The 24741-nt window shown below is 59.6% G+C and carries 28 protein-coding genes; 20 read left to right on the top strand and 8 right to left on the bottom strand.

From position 1 onward, the window contains the following. Positions 1-29: 29 nt before the first annotated feature. The 15 genes from fusA (at position 30) to H4V98_RS01290 (ending at position 9694) form a co-directional block, all read left to right on the top strand. A complete protein-coding gene (gene fusA / locus H4V98_RS01360) occupies positions 30-2132 on the top strand; it encodes an elongation factor G (protein ID WP_196864990.1) in 2103 nt (700 codons plus the stop codon). Positions 2133-2314: 182 nt separating this feature from the next. Next, positions 2315-3505, top strand: a complete 1191-nt coding sequence (gene tuf, locus H4V98_RS01355; protein ID WP_036807038.1) for an elongation factor Tu — start codon at positions 2315-2317, stop codon at positions 3503-3505. A 28-nt stretch (positions 3506-3533) separates the two neighbouring features. Further along, complete coding sequence (gene rpsJ / locus H4V98_RS01350) at positions 3534-3848, top strand: 30S ribosomal protein S10 (RefSeq protein ID WP_007838118.1); 315 nt, start codon at positions 3534-3536, stop codon at positions 3846-3848. Between the two features lie 236 nt (positions 3849-4084). Continuing rightward, positions 4085-4765 carry a 50S ribosomal protein L3 gene (gene rplC / locus H4V98_RS01345; RefSeq protein ID WP_196865088.1) on the top strand — a complete coding sequence of 227 codons (681 nt, stop codon included), beginning with the start codon at positions 4085-4087 and terminating at the stop codon, positions 4763-4765. Continuing rightward, complete coding sequence (rplD, locus tag H4V98_RS01340) at positions 4765-5385, top strand: 50S ribosomal protein L4 (RefSeq protein WP_011799638.1); 621 nt, start codon at positions 4765-4767, stop codon at positions 5383-5385. The genes rplC and rplD overlap by 1 nt, the downstream gene beginning before the upstream one ends. Next, positions 5382-5708, top strand: coding sequence for a 50S ribosomal protein L23 (rplW, locus tag H4V98_RS01335; protein WP_036807029.1), 327 nt, complete (start codon positions 5382-5384; stop codon positions 5706-5708). The genes rplD and rplW overlap by 4 nt, the downstream gene beginning before the upstream one ends. Continuing rightward, the gene (gene rplB / locus H4V98_RS01330) at positions 5708-6532 is read left to right on the top strand and encodes a 50S ribosomal protein L2 (RefSeq protein WP_196865086.1); all 825 of its coding nucleotides are present in this window, start codon (positions 5708-5710) and stop codon (positions 6530-6532) included. Before rplW ends, rplB begins: the two co-directional genes overlap by 1 nt. 9 nt (positions 6533-6541) lie before the next feature. After that, entirely contained in the window at positions 6542-6820 is a 279-nt protein-coding gene (gene rpsS / locus H4V98_RS01325) for a 30S ribosomal protein S19 (protein WP_007866503.1), read from the top strand. 9 nt (positions 6821-6829) lie between these two features. Beyond that, entirely contained in the window at positions 6830-7159 is a 330-nt protein-coding gene (gene rplV / locus H4V98_RS01320) for a 50S ribosomal protein L22 (protein WP_196865085.1), read from the top strand. A gap of 8 nt (positions 7160-7167) precedes the next feature. Further along, positions 7168-8073, top strand: a complete 906-nt coding sequence (gene rpsC, locus H4V98_RS01315) for a 30S ribosomal protein S3 (protein ID WP_196865084.1) — start codon at positions 7168-7170, stop codon at positions 8071-8073. Between the two features lie 24 nt (positions 8074-8097). Then, positions 8098-8514, top strand: a complete 417-nt coding sequence (rplP, locus tag H4V98_RS01310; RefSeq protein WP_029526555.1) for a 50S ribosomal protein L16 — start codon at positions 8098-8100, stop codon at positions 8512-8514. Between the two features lie 16 nt (positions 8515-8530). Further along, positions 8531-8734 (top strand): 50S ribosomal protein L29, encoded by a 204-nt coding sequence (rpmC, locus tag H4V98_RS01305; protein WP_196865087.1) that lies wholly within the window; start codon positions 8531-8533, stop codon positions 8732-8734. Continuing rightward, on the top strand, positions 8734-9003 hold the full coding sequence (gene rpsQ / locus H4V98_RS01300; RefSeq protein ID WP_036807019.1) for a 30S ribosomal protein S17: 270 nt from the start codon (positions 8734-8736) through the stop codon (positions 9001-9003). Before rpmC ends, rpsQ begins: the two co-directional genes overlap by 1 nt. Positions 9004-9020: 17 nt before the next feature. Then, a complete protein-coding gene (locus H4V98_RS01295) occupies positions 9021-9167 on the top strand; it encodes a hypothetical protein (RefSeq protein ID WP_280757236.1) in 147 nt (48 codons plus the stop codon). A 20-nt stretch (positions 9168-9187) separates the two neighbouring features. Continuing rightward, a complete protein-coding gene (locus tag H4V98_RS01290; protein WP_280757235.1) occupies positions 9188-9694 on the top strand; it encodes a peroxiredoxin in 507 nt (168 codons plus the stop codon). On the opposite strand, the gene H4V98_RS01285 is transcribed toward H4V98_RS01290, so the two are convergent. Genes H4V98_RS01285 through H4V98_RS01275 form a run of 3 tightly spaced genes read right to left on the bottom strand, consistent with a single transcriptional unit; the run spans position 9679 to position 11091 of the window. Next, positions 9679-9840, bottom strand: coding sequence for a hypothetical protein (locus tag H4V98_RS01285; RefSeq protein ID WP_196865082.1), 162 nt, complete (start codon positions 9838-9840; stop codon positions 9679-9681). The genes H4V98_RS01290 and H4V98_RS01285 overlap by 16 nt on opposite strands. An 18-nt stretch (positions 9841-9858) precedes the next feature. Continuing rightward, positions 9859-10347, bottom strand: a complete 489-nt coding sequence (locus H4V98_RS01280) for a GNAT family N-acetyltransferase (RefSeq protein WP_196865081.1) — start codon at positions 10345-10347, stop codon at positions 9859-9861. Positions 10348-10404: 57 nt separating this feature from the next. Further along, positions 10405-11091 carry a cytochrome b/b6 domain-containing protein gene (locus H4V98_RS01275; protein ID WP_196865080.1) on the bottom strand — a complete coding sequence of 229 codons (687 nt, stop codon included), beginning with the start codon at positions 11089-11091 and terminating at the stop codon, positions 10405-10407. 181 nt (positions 11092-11272) lie between these two features. On the opposite strand from H4V98_RS01275, the gene H4V98_RS01270 reads away from it, so the two are divergent. Continuing rightward, entirely contained in the window at positions 11273-11728 is a 456-nt protein-coding gene (locus H4V98_RS01270) for a cytochrome c (RefSeq protein WP_196865079.1), read from the top strand. A 192-nt stretch (positions 11729-11920) separates the two neighbouring features. Here H4V98_RS01270 and H4V98_RS01265 read toward each other — a convergent pair whose 3' ends face one another. Then, a complete protein-coding gene (locus H4V98_RS01265) occupies positions 11921-12436 on the bottom strand; it encodes a TlpA disulfide reductase family protein (RefSeq protein ID WP_196865078.1) in 516 nt (171 codons plus the stop codon). A gap of 13 nt (positions 12437-12449) precedes the next feature. Here H4V98_RS01265 and H4V98_RS01260 point away from each other — a divergent pair, with 13 nt between their 5' ends. The 4 genes from H4V98_RS01260 (at position 12450) to H4V98_RS01245 (ending at position 16055) form a co-directional block, all read left to right on the top strand. After that, on the top strand, positions 12450-13154 hold the full coding sequence (locus H4V98_RS01260) for a DUF4197 domain-containing protein (protein ID WP_196865077.1): 705 nt from the start codon (positions 12450-12452) through the stop codon (positions 13152-13154). A 208-nt stretch (positions 13155-13362) separates the two neighbouring features. Beyond that, positions 13363-14643 carry an aminotransferase class V-fold PLP-dependent enzyme gene (locus tag H4V98_RS01255; RefSeq protein WP_196865076.1) on the top strand — a complete coding sequence of 427 codons (1281 nt, stop codon included), beginning with the start codon at positions 13363-13365 and terminating at the stop codon, positions 14641-14643. A 283-nt stretch (positions 14644-14926) separates the two neighbouring features. Beyond that, positions 14927-15166, top strand: coding sequence for a KGG domain-containing protein (locus H4V98_RS01250; RefSeq protein WP_196865075.1), 240 nt, complete (start codon positions 14927-14929; stop codon positions 15164-15166). 289 nt (positions 15167-15455) lie between these two features. Continuing rightward, positions 15456-16055 carry an OmpW family outer membrane protein gene (locus H4V98_RS01245; RefSeq protein WP_196865074.1) on the top strand — a complete coding sequence of 200 codons (600 nt, stop codon included), beginning with the start codon at positions 15456-15458 and terminating at the stop codon, positions 16053-16055. Positions 16056-16513: 458 nt separating this feature from the next. Here H4V98_RS01245 and H4V98_RS01240 read toward each other — a convergent pair whose 3' ends face one another. From H4V98_RS01240 to H4V98_RS01225, 4 genes are all read right to left on the bottom strand, one after another. After that, a complete protein-coding gene (locus H4V98_RS01240; protein ID WP_280757234.1) occupies positions 16514-20278 on the bottom strand; it encodes an autotransporter domain-containing protein in 3765 nt (1254 codons plus the stop codon). A gap of 354 nt (positions 20279-20632) precedes the next feature. After that, positions 20633-21382, bottom strand: coding sequence for an alpha/beta hydrolase (locus tag H4V98_RS01235; RefSeq protein WP_196863474.1), 750 nt, complete (start codon positions 21380-21382; stop codon positions 20633-20635). Then, the gene (locus tag H4V98_RS01230; RefSeq protein WP_196863473.1) at positions 21382-22629 is read right to left on the bottom strand and encodes a CaiB/BaiF CoA-transferase family protein; all 1248 of its coding nucleotides are present in this window, start codon (positions 22627-22629) and stop codon (positions 21382-21384) included. The genes H4V98_RS01235 and H4V98_RS01230 overlap by 1 nt, the downstream gene beginning before the upstream one ends. A gap of 101 nt (positions 22630-22730) precedes the next feature. Further along, the gene (locus H4V98_RS01225; protein WP_231374715.1) at positions 22731-24680 is read right to left on the bottom strand and encodes a PEP/pyruvate-binding domain-containing protein; all 1950 of its coding nucleotides are present in this window, start codon (positions 24678-24680) and stop codon (positions 22731-22733) included. Positions 24681-24741: the final 61 nt, after the last annotated feature.

Here is a 24741-nt window from a genome sequence, read left to right as displayed (position 1 = left end):
TGTTCGCAACACCGAACTGAAAGTTATTTATGTCCCGCGCTACCCCCATTAAAAACTACCGCAACATTGGTATTTCCGCGCACATTGATGCCGGCAAGACCACCACCACCGAGCGAATTCTTTTTTACACCGGCGTAAGCCACAAGATTGGTGAAGTGCATGATGGCGCGGCCACCATGGACTGGATGGAGCAGGAGCAAGAGCGTGGCATCACGATCACTTCGGCTGCAACCACCTGTTTCTGGAAAGGCATGGACGCTTCTTTTCCAGAGCACCGCATCAACATCATCGATACCCCGGGTCACGTTGACTTCACGATTGAAGTCGAGCGCTCGATGCGCGTGCTCGACGGCGCCTGCATGGTTTATTGCGCTGTCGGCGGTGTTCAGCCGCAGTCCGAAACCGTCTGGCGCCAAGCCAACAAGTACAAGGTGCCACGCCTGGCCTTCGTCAACAAGATGGACCGCACCGGCGCGAACTTCTTCAAGGTTGTCGAAGGCATGAAGCTGCGCCTGAAAGCCAACCCCGTACCCATGGTGATCCCTATCGGCGCTGAAGAAAACTTCACCGGCGTTGTGGACCTGATCATGATGAAAGCCATCATCTGGGATGAAGCTTCGCAGGGCATGAAGTTTGAATACAAAGAAATTCCAGCCGAGCTGCTGGAATTGGCCAAGGAATGGCGCGAAAAGATGGTTGAGGCTGCTGCCGAAGCCAACGAAGAACTCATGAACAAATACCTCGAAGAAGGTGATTTGTCCGAGGCAGAGATCAAGTTCGGCATCCGCACGCGCACTATTGCCAGCGAAATCCAGCCGATGTACTGCGGTTCTGCCTTCAAGAACAAGGGCGTGCAGCGCATGCTGGACGCCGTGATTGACTTCATGCCTTCACCCATCGACATCCCGCCTGTCAAAGGTACCGATGACGATGAAGCGCCTGTCACCCGCAAAGCTGACGACTCCGAGAAGTTCTCGGCGCTGGCTTTCAAACTGATGACCGACCCGTTCGTCGGCCAGTTGACATTTGTCCGTGTCTACTCTGGTGTGCTTAAAAAGGGCGATACCGTTTACAACCCGATCAAAGGCAAGAAAGAGCGTATTGGCCGAATCGTGCAAATGCACGCCAACGAGCGTCAGGAAGTCAGTGAAATCGTTGCCGGCGACATTGCCGCCTGCGTGGGTCTGAAAGACGTGACGACTGGCGAAACGCTGTGCGATCCTGATGCCATCATCATGCTTGAACGCATGGTCTTCCCTGAGCCGGTGATTGCACAGGCCGTCGAACCAAAAACCAAGGCCGATCAGGAAAAAATGGGTATTGCCCTGCAGCGCCTGGCCGCAGAAGATCCATCGTTCCGCGTCAAGACTGACGAAGAATCGGGCCAGACCATCATCGCCGGCATGGGCGAGCTGCACCTGGAGATCATTGTTGACCGCATGAAGCGCGAATTCGGCGTGGAAGCCAACGTTGGCAAGCCGCAAGTGGCCTACCGCGAAACCATCCGCAAGACCATCGAAGATGCCGAAGGCAAGTTCGTGCGCCAGTCGGGCGGCAAGGGTCAGTACGGCCACGTCGTGCTGAAGATCGAGCCGAACGAACCCGGCAAGGGCATCGAGTTCATCGACGCCATCAAGGGTGGTGTGGTGCCGCGCGAGTACATTCCTGCCGTTGAAAAGGGCATCAACGAAGCTGTGACTTCAGGCGTGCTGGCTGGTTACCCGGTGGTTGACGTCAAGGTGACGTTGCACTTCGGCTCTTACCATGACGTGGACTCGAACGAACTTGCGTTCAAGATGGCCGCAATCTTTGGCTTCAAGGAAGGCTGCCGCAAGGCCAGCCCGGTCATTCTCGAGCCGATGATGGCAGTTGAAGTCGAAACGCCTGAAGACTACGCCGGCAACGTGATGGGCGATCTGGCCTCACGCCGCGGCATGGTGCAGGGCATGGAAGACATGCTGGGTGGCGGCAAGGTCATCAAGGCTGAAGTGCCTTTGTCCGAAATGTTCGGCTACTCGACCACGCTGCGTTCTGCGACGCAAGGCCGTGCGACCTACTCGATGGAATTCAAGCACTACTCCGAAGCGCCGCGCAATGTGTCCGAAGCCATCATGGCTGCGAGAGCTAAGTAAAAAAATTGCGGGACAGACCGAAGGACGCGCAAAACGCCCCTTCGCTCTGTTCCCAACTGGCTAGTCCCCGAATTAAATCCCCTGTCTGCGATTACGCGCCTTTCACTGCCCGTGGTGAAAAATAATGCAGCGTAGTGCAAACGTTAAACCTTACACGGGCATGTTCTTTACTGGAGTTGAAAATGGGAAAAGAGAAATTTTCGCGGACCAAGCCGCACGTGAACGTTGGCACGATTGGCCACGTTGACCATGGCAAGACCACGCTGACGGCGGCGATTGCGACCGTGCTGGCGGCCAAGTTCGGCGGCGAAGCCAAGGCCTACGATCAAATCGATGCGGCACCTGAAGAAAAAGCGCGCGGCATCACGATCAACACCGCCCACGTCGAGTACGAAACGGCTGCGCGCCATTACGCCCACGTCGACTGCCCAGGCCACGCTGACTATGTGAAGAACATGATCACCGGTGCTGCGCAGATGGACGGCGCTATTTTGGTGTGCTCGGCCGCTGACGGCCCGATGCCCCAGACGCGCGAGCACATCTTGCTGGCCCGCCAGGTGGGCGTGCCTTACATCATCGTGTTCCTGAACAAGTGCGACATGGTTGACGACGCCGAGTTGTTGGAACTCGTCGAAATGGAAGTGCGCGAGCTGCTCGACAAGTACGATTTCCCGGGTGACGACACCCCCATCATTCACGGCTCTGCCAAGCTCGCCCTCGAAGGCGACAAGGGCCCGCTGGGTGAGGAAGCCATCATGAAGCTGGCCGACGCCCTCGACAACTACATTCCACTGCCAGAGCGCGCGATTGACGGCGCCTTTCTGATGCCCGTGGAAGACGTGTTCTCGATTTCCGGTCGCGGTACCGTGGTGACCGGCCGTATCGAGCGCGGCATTGTCAAGGTCGGCGAAGAAATCGAGATCGTCGGTATTGCCGATACGCAAAAGACCATCTGCACCGGCGTGGAAATGTTCCGCAAACTGCTTGACCAGGGCCAGGCGGGCGACAATGTCGGCATCTTGCTGCGCGGCACCAAGCGTGAAGACGTGCAGCGCGGCCAAGTGCTGTGCAAGCCCGGCACGATCAAGCCACACACGCACTTCACTGGCGAGATCTATGTCTTGTCCAAGGACGAGGGTGGCCGCCACACGCCTTTCTTCAACAACTACCGCCCGCAGTTTTACTTCCGCACGACGGACGTGACGGGTGCGATCGAGTTGCCAGAAGGCAAGGAAATGGTCATGCCAGGCGACAACGTGTCGATCACCGTGAAGCTGATCAACCCGATTGCCATGGAAGAAGGCCTGCGCTTCGCCATCCGCGAAGGTGGCCGTACCGTGGGCGCTGGCGTTGTTGCCAAGATCCTCGCGTAATTCCAAAGAATCAACTCAAGGAATTACCATGGCCACCAAGCAAAAAATCCGTATCCGTCTCAAAGCGTTTGACTACAAACTGATTGACCAGTCAGCCGCCGAGATTGTTGACACTGCCAAGCGCACTGGCGCGATTGTCAAGGGCCCTGTGCCATTGCCAACACGCATGAAGCGTTTTGACATCTTGCGTTCGCCGCACGTCAACAAGACGAGTCGTGACCAGTTGGAAATCCGCACGCACCAGCGCCTGATGGACATTGTTGACCCAACGGACAAGACCGTTGATGCGTTGATGAAGCTCGATCTGCCTGCAGGCGTGGACGTCGAAATCAAGCTGCAGTAATTGGAGTAGGACGCGGATCCGGCTATGGCTGGGTGAAAACCCAACACCGGTGCCGTATCTATTTCTCCTGTCTAGCGCGGATTTGCCATTTTTGGCAGTCTGCGCTATACTTTTAGGCTGTCCTGAATTTGGCATTGGAAACTGAGCATGCCAGGGGTAGTTTTATTAACAGTCTTTCACATCAAAACGTCTGCGGCCAATTGAAGTCGCAGCGGTGGAAGTTACGAAAGAAAATCATGAGTCTGAGCAACTCCCTCGGGTTGCTGGGCCGCAAGGTGGGCATGATGCGTCTGTTCACTGATGATGGGGACACAGTTCCTGTCACAGTGGTAGATGTGTCTAACAACCGCGTGACCCAGGTTAAAACCGAAGCAAATGACGGCTACGATGCCCTGCAAGTGGCATTTGGCTCGCGCAAAGTATCGCGCGTGACCAAGCCGGCTGCCGGCCACCTTGCAAAAGCAGGTGTTGAAGCTGGTGAAATCCTGAAAGAATTCCGCGTGACGGCTGATGTCGCAGGCAAATACGCTGCTGGCACGGTTGTGCCCGCAGCCGATATTTTCGCTGTGGGACAGCTGGTGGATGTGCAGGGCACGTCTATCGGTAAAGGCTTTGCCGGCACCATCAAGCGTCACAACATGAAGTCGCAGCGCGCGTCGCACGGTAACAGCCGTTCGCACAATGTGCCCGGCTCCATCGGCATGGCGCAGGATCCCGGTCGTGTGTTTCCTGGTAAACGCATGACGGGTCACATGGGTGACTGCACCATCACCACGCAAAACCTCGACATCGTACGCATTGACGAAGCCCGTCAACTGCTGATGATCCGCGGCGCCGTGCCTGGTTCCAAAGGCGGTTTTGTGACGGTTCGCGCCGCCATCAAGGCCAAACCAACCGCTGCCAAAGGAGCGAACTGATGCAGGTCGAACTCCTGAATGACCAGGGTCTGTCATCGTCCAAAGTGGACGTGTCCGATACCGTATTTGGTCGCGAATACAACGAAAGCCTGATTCATCAGGTGATCGTGGCCTTCCAGGCCAATGCCCGTCAGGGTACGCGTGCCCAGAAGGACCGTGAGCAGGTTCGTCACTCGACCAAGAAGCCTTTTAAACAAAAGGGAACGGGTCGCGCACGTGCAGGTATGACGTCTTCGCCATTGTGGCGCGGCGGCGGTCGTATTTTCCCGAACATGCCTGATGAAAACTTCACGCACAAGATCAACAAGAAAATGTATCGCGCCGGAATGGCTTCGATCTTTTCGCAACTGGCGCGCGAAGGCCGCCTGGCTGTGGTTGACTCCTTGACCGTGGATTCACCCAAGACGAAAGTTCTGGCTGACAAATTCAAGGCCATGAATCTCAATTCGGTGCTGGTGATTGCTGATCAGGTTGACGAAAATCTGTACTTGGCATCGCGCAACCTGGTCAACATCCTGGTTGTTGAGCCCCGCTATGCCGACCCGTTGTCACTGGTGCACTACAAAAAAGTGCTCGTGACCAAGGCCGCCATGGACCAACTCAAGGAGATGTTTGCATGAGCGCCGTGAACGCCCAAACCAAATACAACGAAGGCCGCCTGATGCAGGTTTTGGTCGCTCCCATCGTGTCCGAAAAGGCCACGATGATTGCGGAAAAATCCAATTCGGTCACCTTCAAGGTCCTGCAGGACGCTACCAAATATGAAATCAAGGCCGCTGTGGAATTGATGTTCAAGGTGAACGTCAAGGCTGTGGCCGTACTGAACATCAAAGGCAAGACCAAGCGCTTTGGCAAGTCTGTAGGACGCCGGGACAACCTGCGCAAAGCCTACGTGACGCTGCAGGCCGGTCAAGAGCTGAACCTCGGTGGGGAGTCCGCATAATGGCCGTCATTAAGATGAAACCCACCTCGCCGGGTATGCGCGGCATGGTGAAGATTTCCCGGGACCACCTGCACAAGGGTGAGCCTTACGCGCCGTTGCTGGAGCCACAATTCCAGAAATCCGGTCGTAACAACAACGGGCACATTACAGTTCGCCACAAGGGCGGTGGTCACAAGCACCACTACCGCGTGGTTGACTTCAAGCGCAACAAGGATGCCATTCCGGCCAAGGTCGAACGTATCGAGTACGACCCCAACCGCACGGCCCACATTGCGCTGATCTGCTACGCAGACGGCGAGCGCGCCTACATCATCGCCCCTCGCGGCCTTGAAGTCGGTGCCACGATCCTGAGCGGTTCTGAAGCACCGATTCGCGTCGGCAACACGCTGCCGATTCGCAATATCCCCGTGGGCTCCACGATCCACTGCATCGAGATGCAAATCGGCAAGGGTGCGCAAATCGCCCGCTCCGCCGGTACATCCGCGACGCTGCTGGCCCGTGAAAGCACTTATGCCCAGGTGCGCATGCGCTCCGGTGAAGTTCGCAAGATCCACATCGAATGCCGCGCCACCATTGGTGAAGTTGCCAATGAAGAACACAGCCTGCGCCGCCTCGGCAAAGCGGGTGTCAAGCGCTGGATGGGCATTCGCCCAACCGTTCGCGGTGTGGTCATGAACCCGGTCGATCACCCACACGGTGGCGGCGAAGGCAAGACCGGCGAAGGTCGCCATCCTGTCGATCCATGGGGTAACCTGACCAAGGGCTACCGCACCCGCAACAACAAGCGCACGCAAGTGATGATTGTTTCGCGTCGCAAGAAGTAAGGGCAGGAAATGACACGTTCACTCAAAAAAGGTCCATTTGTCGACCACCACTTGGTAGCAAAGGCTGACAAAGCCGTTACCAACAAAGACAAAAAGCCGATCAAGACCTGGTCGCGCCGCTCCATGATCCTGCCCGAGTTCATCGGCCTGACCATCGCCGTGCACAACGGCAAGCAGCACGTCCCTGTCTACATCACCGATCAAATGGTTGGCCACAAGCTGGGCGAGTTCGCACTCACCCGGACTTTCAAAGGTCATCCGGCTGACAAAAAAGTTGTGAGAAAGTAAGGAAAGACCATGGAAACACGTGCAACCCTCCGGGGCGTTCGTCTGTCGGTCGACAAAGGCCGTCTGGTCGCTGACCTGATCCGCGGCAAGAAAGTGGATCAAGCACTCAACATCCTGAGCTTCACGCAGAAAAAAGCTGCTGGAATCATCAAGAAGGTTGTGGAGTCCGCCATCGCCAACGCTGAACACAACGACGGTGCCGATATCGACGAGTTGAGGGTGAAAACCATCTACGTCGAACAAGGCGCCACGCTCAAGCGTTTCTCCGCGCGCGCCAAAGGCCGCGGCAACAGCATCAGCAAGCCTACGTGCCATGTGTACGTGGTCGTTGGAAACTAAGGGCAGACATGGGACAAAAAATCAACCCAACCGGTTTTCGGCTGTCAATCAGCCGCAACTGGTCCAGCCGCTGGTACGCCAACAACCGTGACTTCGCCGGCATGCTGGCCGAAGACATCAAGGTGCGCGAGTACCTGAAGAAAAAGCTGAAGAATGCTGCCGTGTCGCGCGTTCTGATCGAGCGCCCTGCCAAGAATGCCCGCATCACGATTTTCTCGGCACGTCCGGGTGTTGTCATCGGCAAAAAAGGCGAGGACATCGAAGCCCTGAAGAAGGAACTGAGCCGCCAGCTGGGCGTGCCGGTTGCAGTGAACATCGAAGAAGTTCGCAAGCCTGAAATTGATGCCAAGCTGATCGCTGACAGCATCACCCAGCAGCTTGAGAAGCGCATCATGTTCCGCCGTGCCATGAAGCGCGCCATGCAAAACGCAATGCGTCTGGGTGCCCTGGGCATCAAGATCATGTCGTCGGGTCGCCTCAACGGCATCGAAATTGCTCGTTGCGAGTGGTACCGCGAAGGTCGCGTGCCCCTTCATACCCTGCGCGCAGACATCGACTACGGCACCTCGGAAGCACAGACCACCTACGGCATCATCGGTGTCAAGGTCTGGGTTTACAAAGGTGACACACTGGGCCGCAACGACGGCACAGGCGCCAAGATGATCGAAGTGGCTGACGAAGAGCGCAAGCCGCGCGGCCCGCGTCGTGATGCCCGTCCGGGTGACCGTCCGGACCGTGGAGCGCCTCGCAGTGCTCCGCGCGCCCCACGCAGTGCGGTCGGTGGCAACACCGCACCGGCTGACGGCAGCGACAAGCCGGCTGAGGCGTCTGGCGCCGAAGCCCCGAACAACACCGTTAAGCGCGTCCGCAAAGCCGCGCCAGCTGCAGCAGCTGACGGTGCCAAGACCGAGTAATCGGTCTACTAACGGAGAATTTAAATGCTGCAACCCGCTCGCAGAAAATACCGCAAAGAGCAAAAAGGCCGTAACACGGGTGTCGCCACCCGTGGCAACACCGTTGCATTTGGTGACTTCGGTCTCAAGTGCACCGACCGTGGCCGCCTGACTGCTCGCCAACTTGAAGCCGCACGGCGTGCGATTTCCCGTCACGTCAAACGTGGCGGCCGTATCTGGATCCGTGTCTTCCCGGACAAGCCGATTTCCCAAAAGCCTGCTGAAGTGCGTATGGGTAACGGTAAAGGCAATCCAGAATACTACGTGGCTGAAATTCAGCCCGGCAAGATCGTTTTCGAAATTGTCGGTGTGACTGAAGAACTGGCTCGCGAAGCGTTCCGCCTGGCATCTGCCAAGCTGCCGCTGCGCACCACGTTCGTCAGCCGCATGATTGGCCAGTAATCAGGAGAATGAAGAAATGAACACTACTGAACTGCGCCAAAAAGATGTTGACGGCCTGAAAGCTGAAGTCAAAGAGCTGCAAAAAGCCCACTTTGGCCTGCGTATGCAAAAAGCTACGCAGCAACTGACCAATACCGCCACGCTGCGCTCGACGCGCCGTGCCATCGCTCGCGCCAAAACAATTTTGGCCGAAACCAACGCCCGCCAAGGAGCAAAATAATGACGGAAGTTAAAAAATCCCTCAAGCGCACCTTGGTTGGCAAGGTCGTCAGCGACAAGCGCGCCAAGACCGTTACGGTTCTGGTCGAACGTCGCGTGAAGCATGAGCTGTACGGAAAAATCGTGTCCTTGTCCAGCAAGTACCATGCCCATGACGAAAAAGGCGAGTACAAGACAGGCGACGTGATCGAGATCACAGAAAGCCGTCCGATCTCCAAGACCAAGAACTGGGTTGTGACCCGCCTGGTGCAAAAAGCGGCTATCGTTTAAGTCGCAGGACTTGGCGCATGCGCTCTAAAAAAGGCCCACTTTGTGGGCCTTTTTTATTGCTTTTCGCACGTGGCAAGCTGATCATTTCCAGGCAAAAGACCGCCAACAGCCCGGATCTTCGTCCCATGGGAGAAAATCAGTGCCGCAACGTGATTTTTCGTTGAAATTAAAACCTGGAGCATTCATGATTAAAGTAGGTGACACCCTTCCATCAGCCACATTGATGGAGTACGTCGATGTTGAAGGCAACGGTTGCAGTTTGGGCCCCAATCCAGTCGATGTGGTGCAGGACAGTGCTGGCAAGACTATTGCCCTTTTTGCCGTGCCCGGTGCTTTCACGCCGACCTGTTCGGCCAAGCATGTGCCCGGTTATGCAATGAAGTTTGACGAATTCAAGGCCGCTGGCGTTGATGAAATCTGGTGCCTGAGCGTAAACGATGCATTTGTGATGGGCGCATGGGCTCGCGAACAGAAAACCATCGGCAAGGTGCGCATGCTGGCCGATGGCGACGCCGCCTTCGCCAAGGCCACTGGCTTGACGCTGGATCTGAACGTCAAGGGTTTGGGCCTTCGCAGCAACCGTTATTCCATGCTGGTCAAGGATGGCAAGGTCGTGAGCCTGAATGTCGAAGGGCCGGGCAAGTTTGAAGTCAGCGATGCCGAAACGCTGCTGGCTCAAGCCACTGCCTGATCTCCAGCCTGATTTTTCAAGCCGCCGGTCTTCAACCAGGCGGCTTTTTTTATGGCCGATACTTTTGGGATCGCGTAATGCAGACGCTGATTTTCTACTATGATTTTAGTAGCTAGATTTGCATGCTGGTCTTGCGGGAAAGCCATTTTTTACTTGAAATTCCACTATAAATCAACCTTCAGATAGTGGGCGCCTGCCATGGGGTTGTGATAGTAGGGTGGGATGTCTTCAAAGCCCAGATCGGAATACAGTGCCCGGGCGGACTCCATGTCGTTCAGGGTGTCCAGCAGCACGCTTTGATAGCCCGCCATGCGTGCCTTGTCCAGTATCACTTCAGCCAATTGCCGACCCAGGCCAAAGCGGCGAAACGCCTTGCGTACATAAAGCCGTTTCATTTCGGCTGCATTCGGGTAATCGACCGAATCCAGGGCGCGCAAACCGCAACAGCCGGCGATTTCTCCATCCACCAGCGCCAGCAACAAGGCGCCGCGGGGTTCGTTGTATTCACCCGGCAGGTCGGCCAGTTCGGCATCGAAATTCTGAAAACACAAGTCGATGCCCAACTGCGTGGCGTATTCGGTAAAGATCTGCCGCGTGGCGGCCAGCCGCTCGGGAGAGTCGGGCGTGATGAACTGGAGGGTGGGTCGTGGCACGGTGTCGCTTGGAGGGAAATCGGCCACCAGTTTAGCGCCTTGCCAAGGATGGGCTTTTTAAAAGGCGACGGAGTCCAGTGTGGAAATCCAGTAACTCAGTCCTGCGCACAGCATAAAGAGCAGCAGCGCAGCGGTTCTAGACGCCAAATCATCACGCGACGCAGGCGCCGGCCGCACCAGTTCCTTGTCGCCATGCACCATCGCATGCACCAGATTTTGCTTGCGCAGCAGGTAGAACACGATGGCGACAATATGCAGCACCGCCAGGCCCAGCAGTATCCATTTGCCGATATTCGCGTGGTAGTTGGTCGCCACGCTGACTGTGGCGTTGGAAACGAAGGCCGTCAGCGGACCGGCGAAGGCAATCTCGTCGTCGCTGACCAGGCCGCTGCTCACCTGAAGCACGAGGATTGCCAGTAATGCAAAGACCGACAGGGCACCGACCGGGCTGTGGCCTACGCTGTGTTCTGGCCTGCCCTTGCCTTTGAGGTAATTGATGAGGCTTTGCGGCGCATAGATGAAGGCGCCAAAGCGTGACCAGCGACCGCCGACCAGACCCCAGACGATGCGGAACAGCAGCAGTGCCAGCACCGTATAGCCGAAGCGAAAGTGCCAGACCATGGCGCTTGCGCCAACTGTGCCGCTGATGGCCAGACCGCTGACACCGATGACCAGTCCCCAGTGAAAAAGCCGTGTGGGCAAATCCCAAACGCGTACTTTGGTCAATGTTGTGTTGTTGTGCATCCGTACCCCGGTTTGTTTTTTATAGCGACAACAGATTTGTTCGAATGTTGGGGTGCTGGTGATTTACCGCAGCCGACAAATTTCGGCGAAATTTATCACCACTGGCTAAACTTCAGCAGTCCGACAATAAGCGTAACAGCGTTGTCGTTCTGACCCATCTTGAAAAGTCACAAGGAATCTTATGAAATTTTTTGCTTGCCTTGCCACTGCAGCCACTTTGCTGACCGTGGTTGTTCCGGCTTCGGCCCAGTTCGCCAAGCCTGAAGATGCGGTCAAATACCGCCAGAGCGCGTTGTCTGTCATGGGCACGCATTTTGGTCGTCTGGGCGCCATGGCCAACGGCAAGGTGCCGTTCGATGCCAAGGTCGCGGCGGACAATGCCCAACTGGTGGCGGTGATGGCCCGACTGCCATGGGCCGGTTTTGGTCCCGGTACCGACAAGGACCCCCGCAGCAAGGCCATGTCGGAAGTCTGGACCGAGCAGGCCAAGTTCCAGGCCGCTAGCGAGAAGCTGGTGGCTGAAGCCGACAAAATGGCTGCCGCGACCAAGACCGGCAACCTGGATGCACTGAAGACCTCGTTTGGCGCAACGGCCGACAGTTGCAAGTCATGCCACGACACTTTCCGGAATAAGTGATAGAGCCCCACAGTCGTTCGCTTGGCTTAACTCATTGCCCCCGAGGGGCCGCTGCACCTGCGGTCTGGCGAAGCCAGTCCCGCGGCCCCTGCTGGGTGAAGATCGCTGGGCTGTGCGTGTGGCAGGCTTGGTAAAAAAGGCCGGACCCTTGCGGGAGCCTGCCTTTTTCATGGGCGCTTGAAGTAAAGCGGTTCAGGTTTCGGCCAGCAGCTTTTCAATCAGCTGGTGAAGGGCTGCAAAGTCAGGCTCGCCGACGAACTGCTTGACGATCTGGCCTCGCTTGTTGACCAGGAAAGTCGTCGGGGTCAGTTGCACATCGCCCCAGGCCTTGGCATTGGCGCCGGTGTTGTCGATGGCGACCTTGAACGGCAACTGACGGGTTTCGGCGTAATTGACAACATAGGCGGGCGGGTCGTAACTCATGGCGACGGCCAGTGTGTCGTAGCCCTGTGCCCGGTATTTGTTGTATGTGGAAATAATCTTCGGCATTTCGGCCACGCAGGTCACACAACTGGTGGCCCAGAAGTTCACCAGTGTCACCTGGCCCTTCAGGTCGGCCGTCGTTTGCCGGCTGCCGTCGAGCAGCACGAAGGTTGATTCGGGCGCGGCCTGGGCGCCGCTGCAGCCGCTCAGGAAAGCCGCGCCCCCAATGGCCAGTGCGCCCGCCAGCACCATGCGGCATACTGGCAGGGGAGAAATTCTTTTCATCGGAGACCTCTTCATGCAACGTCGAAATTTTAACCAGGCCGGTGCCGGTGCGCTGGGCTTGATGCTATGGGCCGCTTATGGCCACGCCCATGCTTTGTCGCTGGGCGACCTGACCAACGCCGAAGCCAGCAGCGGCTTGAAAACAGCGCTTGAAAAAGGCGCCTTGATGGCTGTTTCGCTGCTCGGCAAGACGGATGGATTCCTCGGCAACCCAAAAGTTCGCATTCCTTTGCCGAGTTACCTAGAAGATGCGTCAAAACTGCTGAAAAACTTTGGACAGGGCCGGCGGATTGACGAACTGGTCATGGCCATCAACCGGGCCGCTGAATCCGCCGTGCCAATGGGCAAGGACTTGCTGGTGGGCGCCGTGCGTTCTATGAATGTCAACGATGCCAAGAACATCCTGACCGGTGGGGACACCTCGGTCACGAGTTTCTTTGCCGAAAAGACGCGTACACCGTTGGGTGTGAAATTCCTGCCGGTCGTCAACCGGGCGACCGAAAAAGTCGGTCTGGCGCAGAAGTACAACGACTTTGCCGGCAAGGCGGCCGGCTTCGGCCTGGTGAAAAAGGAAGACGCCAACATCCAGCAGTACGTCACCGGCCGGACGCTTGACGGCCTGTACCTTGTGATTGGCGAGGAGGAAAGAAAAATCCGCCAGGACCCGGTCGGTTCCGGCAGTGCTATTTTGCAGAAGGTGTTTGGCGCATTGAAATAACTTTTTCGGCAAGATAGGTATCAAATTTACAGTTGGCGCTGGCTATTAAAGGATTCATTGCTATCAATTTTTATTTGACAACGGAATTTCCACAGGCCTGGCCTTTGAGCTCATGCAAGGCGGAAAACCGCCTATGCTTGACTGCCGCGTCCGATCAGGCGCTTGCCATCCGGCCTGCTGGCCTTTGGATTTTTTGTACAGGAAAACAATGAAAATCGAGACCATCGCCGTTCATGGCGGCTACACGCCCGACCCGACCACCAAGGCCGTCGCGGTGCCCATCTATCAGACCGTGGCCTACGCCTTCGACGACACACAGCACGGTGCGGACCTGTTCGACCTGAAGGTGCCGGGCAACATCTACAGCCGCATCATGAACCCGACCAATGCGGTGCTGGAAGCGCGCATGACGGCGCTTGAAGGCGGCATCGGCGCACTGGTGGTGGCTTCGGGCATGGCGGCCATTACCGCTGCCATCCAGACCATTGCCGAAGCGGGCGACAACATTGTCGCGTCGTCGGCGCTCTACGGTGGCACCTACAACCTGTTTGCCCATACTTTTCCGCAACAAGGCATCGAGGTGCGTTTTGCGGACCCGCGCGATCCGGCCTCGTTTGCGCCGCTGATCGATGCGCGCACCAAGGCCGTATTTTGTGAGTCCATTGGCAATCCGCTGGGCAACGTGACGGACATTGCGGCGCTGGCCGAGGTGGCGCATGCCGCCGGTGTGCCACTGATGGTGGACAGCACCGTTTCAAGTCCCTATCTGTGCCGCCCGTTCGAGCATGGGGCCGACATCGTGGTGCATGCGATGACCAAGTACCTGGGCGGCCACGGCACCACGCTGGGCGGCGTAATCGTTGACAGCGGCAAATTTCCCTGGGCCGAGCACAAAGAGCGTTTCAATCGCCTGAATGAGCCCGACGTGAGCTACCACGGCGTGGTGTACACCGAGGCGCTGGGCGCCGCCGCCTACATTGGCCGCGCGCGTGTCGTGCCGCTGCGCAATATGGGCGCCGCACTGAGCCCGATGGCGGCCTTCCAGATTTTGCAGGGTATCGAGACATTGGCGCTGCGCATGGACCGTATCTGCGACAACGCCCTGGCCGTTGCCTATTTCCTGAAAAACCATCCGAAGGTGGCCTGGGTCAACTACGCCGGCCTGCCGGAGCACCGCGACCATGCACTGGCGCTGAAGTACATGGCGGGCAAGGCCTCGGGCATCATCAGCTTTGGCGTCAAGTCGGCGGCTGACGCGATGGCGGCAGGTTCGCGTTTTCAGGACGCGCTGCAACTGTTCACCCGCCTGGTCAATATCGGCGATGCCAAATCGCTGGCCTGCCATCCAGCCTCGACCACGCACCGCCAGCTCAACGCGGCTGAGTTGGCCAAAGCCGGCGTCAGCGTGGACATGGTGCGTCTGTCGGTCGGTATCGAGCACATCGACGACCTGCTGGCTGATCTGGAGCAGGCGCTGGCCGCAGTCTGATGTCTGGCCCGAACTGTTGGCTCGGCACGGTTGGGCGCTGACACGACCAGACGCATCTGCTGGCAACACCATTGCCTTCGTTGACTGCGTGCAGACTGACAGGTTCGCTGATGCCTTGCCCTCTGGCAGGTACATTGCCGCAGCGCAAGGCGAGGAAACTCAGTTTTGCGCACCCTGGCGCATGGGATGTTTCCTACTTTTCAAAGGCTCCAAAGCCGACGGCGGGGCCGATTGACCGGATTGCACACTTGAGTTTCCTTTTTCCATCGACCTCAGGAAGCCCATGTCCAACAATCCAGACAATACCCAAGATGCGGACAACCGCAACCAGCGCAAAGCCTCCAGCCGTCGTGGCTTTGCCTCCATGGACCCGGAGCGGCAGCGCCAGATTGCCAGCAGAGGCGGCAAGGCAGCCCATGCCAGCGGCAATGCACACCAGTTCAATGCCACAGAAGCACGCGAAGCCGGTCGCAAGGGCGGGCTGGCCGGCCGGCGAACACCGGACTCCCTGCAGAAGCCCTGAATTGCAGTTCATGGGTGGCGTGGCATCCGTCACCTTGTGCGGGTGCTTTGCACGAGGGATAAAAAACTGTCTCTGCCCTGCGCGACAGTGCGGCTTGAAAGATACTGTAAGACGTTGTTTACAAACAACGAAATTTGCCTTTTGACAAAGTGATTCGTTGATCCGCCGCAAGCTGCAGTAGCACGGCAAGATGCGCTGGCAAACCATTGCGCCATGTCAAATGCTGGGGTTTACCGGGCGAGCCCAATATGGCTTGGGAATGTTCCCCATCCTTTGTCAGCTGCCCATCATGAAAAAACAACTCGTTGCCGCCGCCATTTTTTCCACCCTGATCTCGGGTGCTTGCTTTGCACAACAAACCTCAGAAGGCCCGTGGATGGTGCGCGCCCGCGCGGTACGTCTGGACAGTGCCAACGGTGACAGCACGGGCCTTGGCCTTTCCATGAACAACAAATGGATTCCCGAGGTGGACCTCAGCTACTTCTTCAGCCCCAACGTGGCGCTGGAGTTGATCCTGACTGTTCCTCAAAAGCAGACCCTGACGTCCAGCGTCCTCAATACCAAGGTGGGCACTTTCAAGCACCTGCCGCCCACGCTGCTGGCTCAGTTCCACTTTCCCATGAATGGTTTCAAGCCTTATGTGGGCGCCGGCATCAACTACACGCGATTCAATTCGGTAGACCTGCTCACGGGTGTCGGCATGGACGACCACAGCTGGGGCGGTGCCTTGCAGGTCGGCGTGGACATTCCGTTGGCAAAAAGCGTGTACCTTAATCTGGACCTGAAAAAAGTCATGATCCGCACCGATGTGATGCTGGCAGGCGCCAAGATTGGCAAATTCAAGGCCGATCCGTTGCTGTTTGGCGTGGGCCTGGGTTGGCGCTTCTAGGTTCTGCAGCCCGGAACAGCCTTGAAAAAGCCCTGTCGCGTGTTGGTGCGGCAGGGCTTTTGGGTGTCAGGTCACAGGCGTTGCAGGGCTGTGCTGCTGTGGAAAGACGGACGGCAAGAAAAGGCTTCGCTTGACTGGCAATTGCTCTGTTCAATAAGCTTGTCGTTTTTGCTATCGAATTAAAAGCTGTCTGAATATAAACAGCATGCGCAAGAAGCCTTTTTGATCCAATAAATTCGTTTGCTGGCCAGGATGATTCAGATACAACCCGTTGTTTGCGGCTTGCGCAGGGTTCAGGCGTCACCAGCATGCTATTTTTTAGATAGCTGCCAGTGTGCGTCCTGATTGCGCAATAAGCTTTTTGGATACTGATCAGAACACTCCCAAAAAAGTTTTTCCTGTCCGCCTGTCTGCCCGGCCGGAACTGGAGCGACGAATAACTGCTCCAGGCCGCGGGTTCAGAATTTCCAGAGCAGTGACGCCTTGATGCCATGGTCGCTCACCTGGCTTGAGGCCTGGCCGACGTAGGAAACGCCCATCGTCAGGTTGCGGCTCACCGCAAAGTCGATGCCACCTTCGAGCACCAGTGCGTTCCTGGCGATCGGAACACCAGCCACGCTAAAGCCGGGCTGGCCCGCCAATGCCAGGGCAGAGGTCGGGGTCACATCGCCAAAAGCGTGGCGCCAGCCGACCAGTCCGCGAAGGCGGGTCTGGTTGTTCGGCATGCCGGCGTTGGTGGTGCCGCGCAAGCCAAGCGTGCTGTAGGTGGCGTGCGTGCTGCTATTGCTGCCGCTGAGCCCGGCAACGCCGCCGCTTTCGGTGAAGCCATCGGTGCTCAGCTTGACATGCGCCAGGCCGGCAAAGGGTTCCAGCGAACCGTTCGCCATCGGCATCTTCCAGCCGAGTTCACCAAAAGCCTGGGTTGTGTTGATGTCGTATTTCGCAGTCGTCTGGCCGCTGAACCCCGGGAACGCAATGTCCCGGCGGGTATCGGCCTTGCCAGCACTGTATGTCGCGCCCGCGCGCAGTCCGAGTTGACCCCATTGCTTGCCGCCATAGACACCGACATGGTAGGTGTCGGTTTTTGCCAACGAAGGGAGGTCGTCTGGTGTCACGCGGCTTTTGCTGTAACCGCCGAGCACGCCCACACGCCAGTCGTCGCCCACGCGGGTGTCTGCGCCCAGGAAGATGCCGCGCGTGGTCCGCTCAAGCGACGACGCATTGCCGTCTGCATCGGTGCTGCCCCACGAGTCAACGGCCTGTACCCACACGCCGCTGCCAGAGGCTGCGGGCGCGTCGGTGGCTGTGGCGGCAGGCGTGTCGAACGACTCGCGCAGGCGGCCCAGGCTGGCGTTGCGCACAAAGCGGCTGTCTTCAAAAGCTGCCGACTTCAGCGAAGCATGCACCTCGCCAGACAGGCTGTCGAAGGCGGTTCGTGCATTGGCTGCGTTTAACTGGACGATAGCGCTGTACAGCGGACCGGTGTCGAGTGCAGACAGGGCGCCCGCAGCCGCGCGCTGGTTGGGCGTTTGCGCAATGTTCTGCAAGCTCACCTGGTTGCGCTGCAGGCGCAGGGTCACGTTCTGGGGGCTGTAGGTCAGGGAGGGATTCAAAAAGGCCATGTCAGTGGTCGCGCCGGCAAACTGCCCTGACACGCCGCCGTTAGCGGTGAGGATGGAATAAGTGGTGGTCGGCTGAAAGTTGCCGCTGGCCAGCACCGACACGTTGCCGCCTTGCAGCGCAGCCACTCCACTGACGCGGAGCTGGTCACTGCGGCCATCGGAAGCGGCGTTCAGCTGGTAAACCGAGCCTTGCGCCAGCGTCAGGTTGCCGGCCACGTTGAGTGTGCCAATGCTGTTGCCGCCCGGCGCGACAGTCGCACCGGACTGCACCGCCGTGTTGCCGACCGAGCCGGTTCCCGCCAGACGCGCGCCGTTGCCCACAGTCACCGCGCCGCCTAGCGAGCCATTGACCGCCAGCATTCCGGCGGTCACCTGTGTGCTGCCCGCAAAGGCCGCGCTGTTGCCGCCCAGCGTCAGAGCGCCCGCGCCCGTCTTGGTGATGCGGCCTGCGCCGGAGAGGACATTGTTCAGTGACCCGTCGCCTGCCTGGTCAATCACCAGCGCTGCATTGTTGACAATCGCGCCGCTGCCCAGGCTGGCAGCACCGCCCGCCAATGTTCCGTTCAGCACGGAAGTGCCGCCTGAATAGGTGTTCACCCCCGAAAGCGTCGTGGTTCCGGTGCCGCGTTGTTCGACACTGCCAGTGCCCGAAATCGCGCCGTCAAAGGCTGCAGCGTCGGAGCGGTTAAACGCGAGTGTTCCGCTGTTGGCCACGTTGCCGGTGATGGTGCCGGTCGTGCCGCCATTGCCCAGCGCCAGCGTGCCCGCAGTGATGGTCGTGCCGCCGGTGTAGGTGTTGGCGCCCGTCAGCGTTGTCGTGCCGGTGCCACGTTGTTGCACGTTACCTGCCCCCGAAATCGCGCCGTCAAAGGCTGCAGCGTCGGAGCGGTTAAACGCGAGTGTTCCGCTGTTGGCCACGTTGCCGGCGATGGTGCCGGTCGTGCCGCCATTGCCCAGCGCCAGCGTGCCCGCAGTGATGGTCGTGCCGCCGGTGTAGGTGTTGGCGCCCGTCAGCGTTGTCGTGCCGGTGCCACGTTTTTGCACGTTGCCTGCTCCCGAAATCGCGCCGTCAAAGGCTGCAGCGTCGGAGCGGTTGAATGCCAGTGTTCCGCTGTTGGCCACGTCGCCGGTGATGGTGCCGGTCGTGCCGCCATTGCCCAGCGCCAGCGTGCCAGCAGTGATGGTCGTGCCGCCGGTGTAGGTGTTGGCGCCCGTCAGCGTTGTTGTGCCGGTGCCACGTTGTTGCACGTTACCTGCCCCCGAAATCGCGCCGTCAAAGGCTGCAGCGTCAGAGCGGTTAAACGCGAGTGTTCCGCTGTTGGCCACGTTGCCTACGATAGAGCCAATCGTGCCGCCATTTCCCAACTCCAGCGTGCCCGCAGTGATGGTCGTGCCGCCGGTGTAGGTGTTGTCGGCTGTAAAAATTGCCGTGCCTTGTCCCGCCTTCGTAAGTTTTCCAGGTCCCGACATCACGCCATTCGACGTGTACTTTGTGCCGGTATCGGTCTCCAGAGTGCTGCCTTGACCCAGGACCATGGCGCGGTTGGTGATGATGTCAGCCGTGCTGCGCAGCGTGCCTCCGTTCAGGGTTAGCACGCCAGCTGCGTCGCCAAGGTTTGCGTCTGACGAGATGGCCAGCGTGCCGGAAAAAATCTGCCAGGGCGTCAGCGCCGTGGTGCTGCCCGTCAGCGTCCAGGTGTTGCTGCCGAGTTTCTGGAAGCCGGCAAAGTTGCGGTATTGCGCGGTCGGCCCGATCAGCGCGGTGTTGAAGCTGGCGTCGGTGCTTCCTGACAGGCCCAACGTGTCGCTGTTGGAGAGGCTGCCAACGACGTTGCCTTCTATAACGGACGTGGAAACCAAACCGAGAAAGCTGTTGCCGCCGGTAAAACGAATGGCATCGGCACGGCTCAAGCCGTCGCCCGACAAGCCGCCGCGCACGGTGCCTGAGCTCTCGAACGAAGTCGCGACAGTGGCTGACACCCCTACACCGCCCGCTGATGAGGTTGGACCACCAAGACCTCCGCGTCCGCCCTCAATAATTCCGTCATTGATGAAAAGCCTGGTGGGTGCTGTTATCAACACACCATTACCGCCAGCGCCGCCCAGGCCAGGTGTCAGGCCAATGCCGACGTTACCGCCGTTACCGCCCTGGCCACCCTGGATGCTTCCGGTGTTGTACACCCCCACGTTGTTGACGGCGTTGCTCAAGCCGGCACCGCCGCTGCCGCCGTCGCCGCCAAGCGCAAGACTCGAACCACCATTGCCGCCGACGCCGCCTGTGAGCACGCCCGAATGGGTGCCGTCGCTGATGGTTTGCACGGCGTCAGCGCCTGCAGTGCCATTCGTGCCGGTTAAGACGCCGGGCGAGCCATTGGTGCCCGGGGCGCCCGTGATGGATCCGGAAGTGTTCTGCGCCCAGGCACTGGTGCCTGCCAATGTCGCCAGTGCGATCAGGCAGGCGCTGGCCAGCCGGCTCCTGCGTGGCGAGCAGGATTCGCCGCTCGTGGCCGAGGCCGCCTTGTGGCTGCCTTTGGCAACTTCGGAAACGGCTTGGCAAGCGCCGGTGGCGTGGTTTAAAACAAGGCTGTAAATTTGATTCATGGTGCGGACCTGTCCAGTCGTTGAAGGTAAGTCTTCATTGCGTTGCGCTGTCTCGACGCTTCAAAACCGCTTGGGGAGGCAGTGGAGCGGGTCGAGGTTAAACACGTTTTCTTGTCAATTTTTCATTCCGCTACTTCTAGCGAACGATGCAATTATTGAAACGGTTGGTGACAGTTGCAATGAGCCGGTCGGACTAATGCCTGGCTCGGAATTTATGCCTTACCCTGATGCCGGGACACTGCAGCAGCCCTCGGGTGAATGTGCCCAGGGGTTGGTCAATGTCGGTTTGTTGGCCCCTACAGGCGAAGTTGTAACGCCGGGCACCATCGGCAAAGAAGGAGCGAGTCTGGTGGTTTAAGGTGCAGCGTCTGCTTGGGCGCTGCTGTCGAGCAGGAGTTGAACCAGGGCCGCAGGCTCGCTGATCATCGGGTCATGGCCGGTTGGAATCTCGATATATTGCGTATTCGGCAGCCAGGCACCGTTCCAGAACAGCGGATCCCTGGCCCGCAGCCGGCTCGGCGCAATGGTTGCCAGCGCGGGCTGGGTGCAGCTGACAAAGGAGCGCCGCACGGCGGCGACGCGCTGCATGTCGAACTGCAGTGGCGCCTGGTAGGTGTTGCCGGGGTGGGGCGTCTGCCGGCGCCGGACCCATTCATGGTCGGCATCTTGAAGGCCAAAGACCACCGGGTCGGGCGGCGGAAAGCTGAAATGCGGCGACGCCCGGGCGGCCGCCAGGCGCTGCTGCTGGGTGGCGCTGGACTGCGTGCTGCTCCAGCTTTCGCCAGGCTTGGGCAGCACCGCATCGACATACACCAGGTGCTTCAGGCGCTGGCCCAGACGGTCGGCCACCGCCGTGCCGATCATGCCGGCATAGGAATGCACGGCGAGCACCACGTTGTCCAGTTCTTCGGCCTCGATCAGATTGAGCACGTCGTCGATATGTGTGTCCAGCGTGATGCTGGCGGACAACAGATGGGCGCGTTCGCCCAGGCCGGTCAGCGTGACCGCGTGCACCCGGTGGCCCTGGTATTGCAGCGCCCGGGTGACGCGTTGCCAGCACCAGCCACCGTGCCACGCGCCATGCACCAGAACAAAGTTGGCCATCAGATCACCGCAGCAGCTTTCAGCGTGAGCAGTTGCGCATCGGAGTAATGCAGCACCTCGCGCAACACTTCGTCGGTGTGCTGGCCCAGCAGCGGCGGTGCCAAGCCGCCCTGGCCCGGCCCGCGAACCGGCGTGGCGCTGAGCCTGATCGGGCTGGCCACCAGCGGCAGGTCGTTTTTAAACGGATGCTGCCAGTGCGTGACCATGTTGCGCGCTTCGATTTGCGGGTCGGCAAACACCTCGGCCAGGTTGTTGATGGCGCCGCACGGCACCTTGGCCGCTTCGAGCGCAGCCAGCCAGTCGGCCTTGCCGCGCAGCTTCATGATGCTTTCGAGAATCGGCACCAGCTGGGCACGGTTGTGCACCCGGTCACGGTTCTTGGCAAACAGCGGATTCACGCCAAGTTCGGGAATGCCTGCGACCTTGCAGAACTTCACATACTGCGAATCGTTACCAACGGCCAGAATCAGGTGGTCCTTGCTGCCGTCGGCGGCGGGCGCGACCTCAAACACCTGGTAGGGCACGATGTTCTGGTGCGCATTGCCGACGCGCTGCGGCACTTTCCCGCTGACCAGATAATTGGCGCCCAGATTCGCCAGCATGGCGACCTGCGTGTCGAGCAGCGCCATGTCCACCTGCTGGCCTTCACCCGTTTTTTCGGCATGGCGCAGTGCGGCCAATATGCCGACAGTCGCGTACATGCCGGTCATCAGGTCGGCCACGGCGACACCGACTTTTTGCGGGCCGCCGCCCAGGTCGTCGCGCTCGCCGGTCACGCTCATCAGCCCGCCCATGCCCTGGATGGCGTAGTCATACCCGGCGCGTTCGGCATACGGCCCGTTCTGGCCGAAACCGGTGACCGAGCAATAGACCAGGCGCGGGTTCAGTGTTTTGAGCGAGGCATAGTCAAGCCCGTAGCGCGCCATGTCGCCGACCTTGAAATTCTCGACGAACACGTCGCAGTGCAGCACCAGTTCACGAATCAAGGCCTGGCCGACCGGCTGGGCAATGTCGCAGGTCACCGAGCGCTTGTTGCGGTTGGCACCCAGGTAATAGGCCGCTTCATGGGTTTCCGTGCCGTCGTCGTTCTTCAGGAACGGCGGCCCCCAGGTGCGCGTGTCGTCGCCGCTGCCCGGACGCTCGATCTTGATGACATCGGCCCCCAGGTCGGCCAGCGTCTGGGTACACCACGGGCCCGCGAGGACGCGGGACAAATCGAGAATGCGGATGCCTTGAAGAGAGTTCATGGCCTTATTTTGCCTGCGTATCAGTGCAAATTAGCAAGCTATTTTTTTGATAGCGATAACCCCTTTTTCATCAAGCGGAAACAGCATTTTTTACTATAAATTCATGGTCTGGGCGGCGCCGTGCTCCGGTCCACATAAGGCCGCGCCTGCAGCAGCGCGATGTGCTCGCCTACCGTGGCCCATTCGATGTCCTGGTCCACGCCGCCAAACACCTGCTTGACGCCCGCGCCGACATCGGCCAGGCGCAGCACCAGCGCGTCGTTCAGCACGACGCGGCCCACTGCGACCGGCACCTGCCGGACGCCGCCGGCCGGGTCGAGCTGCAGCGCGGTGTCGTCGGCCGACCGGCTGAGCACCTGGATGGCTTTGGACCAGCTTGAATACATGACCTGCTCGGCCACGCGCTGGCCTTCGACCACCCGGATGCCGATGCCGCGCTTGGCCGAAATGTAGGTGACATGCCAGCCGGCGGGGCTGAACGGGTCGCGCGTGATCATCACGCCGGCGTTGGCCGCGTCGATGGCCGACTGCACAAACACGCCCATCATCACCGCGTCGGCCGCAAAGCGCGCCGCGCTGCGCGCTTCCCAGGCTTCGAAGTTGAACACGGAGGCCCAGACCGTCTTCACCGCGCGCTCCAGCGCCTCGCCGGTCAGCACATTCGGTACGGTGGTGTAGAGCCCGGCGCCGCTGAAACCGGGCAGGTCCTCCGAATTGGACGAGCTGCGCACGAACACGCCCCCGCCACCCAGCTGGGCTTGCCAGCGCGCCTGCCAGTCGGCCGCTGTCGGGCGGTCCAGCGGCCACTGCACGATCTCGCCGCGCAGCCGGGCCAGCGCCTCCTTGCGGATTTTCGGGTCGGTCTTGAAGCCGGGCATTTGCTGCATCTGCGCCAGCCGGTCGGCCAGGCGGTGGGCGCGCATGAAGCGGTCGTACTGCGAAAACGGAATGCAAAAGCCGTCGGGCACAAACGTGCCGGCAATGCCCGCAAGCTGCAATACGCCCAGGTTGGCAGCCTTGGCGCCGCATTGCGCGCTGTGCCGGGGCCGCAGCGCCACCAGCGGCCACAGCCGGGTTTCGCCCAGGTCCGGCTTGGCGACGGACACGACTTTTTGAGGGCTAGCTTGTTTTTGGCGAAGCTGCCATGCAGCAATTTCAGACGCTGTCAAGCGGCGCAGCTGGTAGCCGGATGCCGCCACCTTCAGTTCGACCCATTGCCCCGCCTGCGCTCGCAGCAGGCCGGCCGCATCGCGCAGATAGGCATTCGGAATGCCCCAGCCCTTGGCCAGAAGATTGACATGCGACAACACGGTCGAGGCCCGTTCAGTCACCACGCCGGAAACCGGCGCCAGGCTGAGCGGAACCTGCCGAAGCACGGCAATGTCGTCCGGCCGCAGCGTGTCGGCATCGTCAGCCTTCTCCACGATGCGCAGCCGGCCAATGGCCACGCCCGGGTTCAGCGCCATGAAAGGCTGCTGGCGAATCAGCGCTTCCTGTGTGACGAAAGCCAGGCCCGTCTTCTGGGCCAGGCGCTCGTGCAGCGTCGAGCTGGTCTTGAGCTGCAGCGGCGCGAAAAAGCTGGCCTTGAGCAGCTGGTCGGCCTGGCGCAGCAGCGGCTCGGTCAGCTGGTCGCCTTCCCAGAATTCATAGGTGAAGGACGCCATATCAGGCTGCCAGCTGACCGTGCCGAACAGAAAGCGGCGGTCCGGGCGCAGGTAGTTGCTTTTAATGGCCTGCGCGTCGGCGCGCGGCATCAGGCCGGTCCGGCGGACAAAATGCTCGTGCAGGCCAAAGCGCGGTGTGTTGAGGTAATGCATGCGCGCCGGCACGGGCAGCCGGTCGATGGCAAACATCACATGCGGCAGCGCCAGCGCCGTTCCGGGGTTGTGGACACGCGCCAGCGCGTCGAATTCGGCCTGGCTGCGCAGGGTGGGCAGGGCGTCTGGGGTACGCACCCCCGCCTGGCTGGCAAGCGGCGCCGGCTGGGCCTGCAGGCCCGGCAGCATGCAAAGCCCCGCGAGCAGCAGGAAAAGCGGGGCGTTGAAGGTCATGGCTTGGCGGGCATTGGGAATGCAAGGCAAAAGCGCAGTTTAGGACCAACGCCCCCGGCTT

This window comes from Polaromonas sp. CG_23.6 (assembly GCF_029892315.1).
GTDB lineage: Bacteria > Pseudomonadota > Gammaproteobacteria > Burkholderiales > Burkholderiaceae_C > Polaromonas.
The sequence above is the reverse complement of the archived record's forward strand: the minus strand, read 5'-3'. Positions and strand labels throughout refer to the sequence as shown.